This window comes from Streptomyces sp., from assembly GCF_035644915.1.
Lineage (GTDB): Bacteria > Actinomycetota > Actinomycetes > Streptomycetales > Streptomycetaceae > Streptomyces.
Genome location: NZ_DASQNP010000068.1, coordinates 1 through 5,312, shown reverse-complemented (window position 1 = coordinate 5,312; position 5,312 = coordinate 1). Strand labels below are relative to the sequence as shown.

The 5,312-nt window shown below is 71.8% G+C and carries 3 protein-coding genes, 1 tRNA gene and 2 rRNA genes; 1 reads left to right on the top strand and 5 read right to left on the bottom strand.

The genetic code is table 11. From position 1 onward, the window contains the following. Nucleotides 1–849, bottom strand: an 849-nt coding sequence (locus VE546_RS06930) for a HAMP domain-containing protein (RefSeq protein ID WP_324919642.1), incomplete at its 3' end; no start/stop codon positions are given. 457 nt (nucleotides 850–1,306) lie between these two features. Between VE546_RS06930 and VE546_RS06925 the strand changes: the two genes are divergently transcribed. Next, on the top strand, nucleotides 1,307–3,952 hold the full coding sequence (locus VE546_RS06925; RefSeq protein ID WP_324919644.1) for a SpoIIE family protein phosphatase: 2,646 nt from the start codon (nucleotides 1,307–1,309) through the stop codon (nucleotides 3,950–3,952). 95 nt (nucleotides 3,953–4,047) lie between these two features. Here VE546_RS06925 and VE546_RS06920 read toward each other — a convergent pair. The 4 genes from VE546_RS06920 to VE546_RS06905 form a co-directional block, all read right to left on the bottom strand. Then, nucleotides 4,048–4,120 (bottom strand) — tRNA-Thr (locus VE546_RS06920). 87 nt (nucleotides 4,121–4,207) lie between these two features. Further along, entirely contained in the window at nucleotides 4,208–4,918 is a 711-nt protein-coding gene (locus tag VE546_RS06915; RefSeq protein WP_324919640.1) for a DegT/DnrJ/EryC1/StrS family aminotransferase, read from the bottom strand. Nucleotides 4,919–5,016: 98 nt separating this feature from the next. Further along, nucleotides 5,017–5,133, bottom strand: a 5S ribosomal RNA gene (gene rrf, locus VE546_RS06910). A 61-nt stretch (nucleotides 5,134–5,194) separates the two neighbouring features. Next, nucleotides 5,195–5,312 (bottom strand): 23S ribosomal RNA (locus VE546_RS06905); the annotation flags it as partial.

Here is a 5,312-nt window from a genome sequence, read left to right as displayed (position 1 = left end):
GGTGTTGACCGAGTCCGTCAGGTCCTTCCACACGCCGGCCGCGCCCGGCACCCGCGCCTGACCGCCCAGTTCGCCCTCGGTGCCCACCTCCCGGGCGACGCGCGTCACTTCGGACTGGAAGGCGGAGAGCTGGTCCACCATCGTGTTGACGGTGTTCTTCAGCTCCAGCATCTCGCCGGCCACGTGCACGGTGACCTTGCGGGACAGGTCACCCTTGGCGACCGCGGTGGTCACCAGCGCGATGTCGCGGACCTGCGCGGTCAGCCGGGAGGCCATGGTGTTGACGGAGTCCGTCAGGTCCTTCCAGGAGCCGGACATGCCGCGCACCCGCGCCTGGCCGCCCAGCTTGCCCTCGGTGCCCACCTCGCTGGCGACGCGCGTCACCTCGTCGGTGAACGTCGAGAGCTGGTCGACCAGCCCGTTGACCGTGCGCCCCACCTTCAGGAACTCGCCCCGCAGCGGATGCGTCGTACCGCCCGGCCCCTGGACCCGCAGGTCCATCCGCTGTTCCAGGTCGCCCTCGGCCACTGCCGACAGCACCCGGCCGACCTCCGAGACGGGCCGTACGAGGTCGTCCACCAGCGCGTTCGACGCGTCGATGGCCGCGGCCCACGCACCCTCGCAGGCCCCGGTCTCCAGCCGCTCGGTCAGCTTGCCGTCCCGGCCGACGACCCTGCGCACGCGGGCGAGTTCACTGGTCAGGTGGAGGTTGCGGTCGGCGACCTCGTTGAAGACGGCCGCGATCTCGGCCATCGGTCCGTCGCCGGCGACGGTGAGGCGCTTGCGGAAGTTCCCGTCGCGCATCGCCTTGAGGGCGGCCAGCAGCCGGTTGACCGCGGCCGCGTCCACTTCGATCGTCCCGTTCGCCCGAGAACGTCCACCTTTTGTGCGCGTGCTGGCGCCTCGCGCCGCTCCGCCAGACTGCACCGTGTCCCTCCCGCTGGGTCGAACGTTCCGCCCGGGCATCCGCCACGAGCCTTCCCAGTGTTTCACCATGGCGGAACCAGGCGATAACAGTTCGGCAGCATCGCACACCGCCGACCGACCGCCTCAAGAGGGAAACACCCGCATCCGGGGCCCGCTCGTATCGCGAACGTAAGTAACCTGGCATCCGGCTGTCCATCCGTCCCGGTCTGCCGGGACCGCGATGGTACGTGATCACGACGGGTATCGGAGGGGCGCTGCGGTGGACGAGGCGAGTGCCGGGCAGGGGCTGACCGCAGCGGCGGTGGGCGCCCAGCGGGCACCTTTGACACCGACGCGCGCAACCGGCGGCGACGCCGACGACAGAGCCATGGGGAGAACAGTGATCACGGCGCGAGCTGCGGCTACCTTCGAGCCGGTCGGACGCTCGGTCGCGGCCGCGCGCGCCTTCGTGCGCGACACCCTCCAGGGCTGGGGACTGACCGACATCGTCGACGACGCCGTCGTCCTCACCAGCGAACTGGTCACCAACGCCGTCGTCCACGCCGGGACGGCCGCGGACGTCCTGTGCCTGCGCGACGGCGACGGCAGCGTACGCGTCGAGGTCGCCGACCACTACCCCGACCGGGGCCTGCCCGTGCAGGACCTGGGCCATCACTACGGCGACCCCGACCGCGAGGGGGGCCGCGGCCTGCTGCTGTGCGCCTCGCTCGCCGACCGCTGGGGCGTGGAGTACACCTCCACCGACAAGCGCGTCTGGTTCCGCCTCGACCTCCCCGAGCGGCCGGTCGGCACCCGCAGCGCCGGTCCCGCCCTCCCCGACAGCGCCCTGCCCGTCGCCGATCCCCGGGTCCGCGTCGCCGTGGTGCAGGTCGACCGCGGCGGCACCATCTCCTCCTGGAACGACGACGCGCGCGAGCTGTTCGGATACACCTCCGAGCAGGTCACCGGCAAACCCCTCACCGACCTGGCCGCCTGGCCCCAGACTCCCGGCATCGGCACCGGCATCGCCGAGGCACTGGCGCTCTCCCGCTGGGAGGGCTCGTACGGCATCCGCGGCGCCGACGGCCGCACCATCCCCGTCTACGCCTCCCACCTGCGCGTCCGCGACGCCGACGGCGAGCCCTCCACCGTCTGCCTGCTGGTGCGCGACCACGAACGCGCGGTGCTGCAGTCCCCGGCGCGCGGCGCGGCGTCCGACACCGCGGGCGCCTCCGAGAGCCGCGACCGCGGCGGCGCCGATCCCTTCGAGATCTTCATCGGCTCACCTCCTCCGGACGACCTCGACGGCCTCCTCCAGCGCACCGTCGAACGCGCCCGCGACATGCTCGACGGCGACGCCGCGTTCCTCCTGCTGGCCACGGACGACGAGACCGAACTGGAGGTGCGCGCCACCACCGGGCTGCCGTCCGCCCGCCAGCGTTTCGCCCGCGTCCCCGTGGAGGCGGGCAGCGGACGCTACGGCTCGGCCCGGCTCCCCTCGGTCCACGAGGACCTCACCGCCGTGCCCGGCGCGGTGCCCCTCCTGGAGGGCACGGGCATGCGCTCGGTCGTCACCGTCCCGCTGAAGGTCGAGGGGCGGCTGACCGGTTCCCTGGGCGTCTCCGCCGAGGCACCGGGCCGCTACACCAACGAGGAGGCGCTGCGCCTGCAGTTCGCCGCCGACCGGATCGCGCTCGCCGTGGAATCCGCGCGGCTGACCGAGCTGGAGCGGCTGCGCCGCGGCTCGCTGTCCTTCCTCGTCGAGGCCTCCGACCTGCTGGCCGGCACCCTCGACCGCGACCAGACGCTCGCCCTGATGGCCCAGATGACGGTTCCCACCCTCGCCTCCTGGTGCGCCGTCTACACCATCGCCGACCAGTCCTCCGAGCCCGAACTCTCCTACGTCCTGCACGAGGACGAGGACCGCATCGACGGCCTCAAGGCGCTGCTGGCCAAGGTCCCCCCGCCCGATCCGGTGCCCACCCCCGGCGCCCGGGTGTGGACCGCTCCGGGAGACGCGGCGCACTCCGCCGCCCTGCGCACCTCCCTGCGCAGCCTGGGCCTGGACCAGAGCGGCCTGACCGGCGCCCCCTCCTCCTCCATCACCTCCAACGTCGCCGGCACCACCCTCGCCACCGCCTCCGCGGTCGGCGGGGAGACGGTGGTGCTGCCGCTGGTGGCCCGCAACCGCGTCATCGGCATGCTGACGCTGGGCAAGCCGACCGAGGAGCGCTTCCGCCAGGAGATCCTGGAGCTGGCCGAGGACCTCTCGCGCCGGGCCGCCCTCGCCCTCGACAACGCCCGGCTCTACAGCGAGCGCACCGCCATCAGCCAGTCCCTCCAGCGCAGCCTGCTGCCGCCCGAGCTCCCCGAGGTGCCCGGCGTCGAGGTCGAGGTGATCTACCGCGCCGCGGGCGAGGGCAACGAGGTCGGCGGCGACTTCTACGACCTCTTCCCCATCCGTGACGGCGCGTACGGCTTCGCCATCGGCGACGTCTGCGGCACCGGCCCCGAGGCCGCGGCGGTCACCGGCCTCGCCCGCCACGCGCTGCGCCTCCTGGCCCGCGAGGGGTTCGGCGGCCCGGCCGTCCTGGAGCGGCTCAACGCCGCGATCCTCGACGAGGGCGCCCGCAGCCGCTTCCTGACCCTGCTCTACGGCGAGTTGTGGCCGAAGCCGGAGGGCGGCGCGACCCTCAAGGTCGTCTGCGCGGGCCATCCGCTGCCCCTGCGGCTGCGCCAGGACGGCAGCGTGGAGCCGGCCGCCGAACCGCAGCCGCTGCTCGGGGTGATGGACGACCTGGAGCTGTACGAGGAAACGGTCACCCTGGACCCGGGCGACGTCCTGCTGTGCGTCACCGACGGCGTGACCGAACGCCGCGAGGGCACCCGCATGCTGGGCGACGACGGTCTCGCGGACGTCCTCACCACGTGCACGGGCCTGACGGCGGGCGCCGTCGCCGCGCGCATCATGCGCGCGGTGGAGCGTTTCGCCGCCGACGCGCCCTCGGACGACATGGCCATCCTCGCGATGCGCGTCCCGGAGTGACGGGGAGGCGCCTCCCGCCCATGACACCCATGGCGCTCACGACAAACGGTGTGGCCCCCGCCGGAAGCGGGGGCCACACCGTTCTCAACTACCCGAGCCCCAATACGGAATCGAACCGTAGACCTTCTCCTTACCATGGAGACGCTCTGCCGACTGAGCTATTGGGGCGCGCCAGCGAGATAGATCATACCTGAATTCCGGAGCCCCTCTGACCACCCCGGCCACTGCGACCGCCGCTCCCGGCGCTGCGTCTCGTCAGCAGGCGGGCTCCATCAGCAGTCCGCCCAGCGCGTTGCAGGCCGAGACGATCCTCTGCAGCTCGCGGCGGGTCATCGACGCGTCCAGCGGCAGCGCCAGACACTCCGCCGCCGCCCGCTCGGTCTCGGGCAGCCACACGTCCGTCCGGAACTCCGGCAGCCGGTACACGGGAGTCTTCACCGGCACGTGGCACGGCACCCCCCGCGCCCTCAACGCCTGCTGGAAGGCGTCCCGGTCGGGCCGTCCGTTCCCCGGCACCCTCACCACGTACTGCTCGTACGTGTGCCGCACGCCGGTCGCGACGGGCGGTACGACCACGCCGGTCAACCGGGCGCTCAGGAACTCCGCGTGCTGCCGGCGCCGCGCCGCCTCCATCGAGGAGACGGCCGCTTCCTCGTGCGGTTCGATCACGTCCACCCCGTGCCGCTGCGCCAACGCGCGCAGGCACACCATGTCGGCCGGGTGCCCGAAGAGGTGCACGGGGAACACGGCAGCGGTCCGCTCGTTCAACACCGTGGCGACGGCCCCGGGGTCGAGGCACAGACTCCCCGGTTCGATGTCGGCGAAGACCGGCAGCGCCCCGACCTCCCGCACGGCGGCGGCCACTTCACTGCCACCGTAGGCGGGCACGACCACCTCGTCACCGATGCCTATGTGCTGCTCCTTGAGCTTCGCGCGCAGCGTGTTGACCAGAGTCGTCGTCCCCATGACTGCGATGCTGACGGCGCCACGTGAACTCCCGGTAACGGAATAAAAAAGGGCCGTGGTCCCTGGAATTACTTCCAGGGACCACGGCCTTAAATATTGTTCGGCGGCGTCCTACTCTCCCACACGGTCCCCCGTGCAGTACCATCGGCGCTGAAGAGCTTAGCTTCCGGGTTCGGAATGTAACCGGGCGTTTCCCCTTCGCCATGACCACCGAAACACACAACCACCAACCAACCGGTCGTGGTCTCAGAACCCACACAGTGGACGCAAGCAGCTATGGACAAGCCCTCGGCCTATTAGTACCAGTCAACTCCACCCCTCACGAGGCTTCCATCTCTGGCCTATCAACCCGGTCGTCTCCCGGGAGCCTTACCCCCCTACGGGGCGGGAGTCC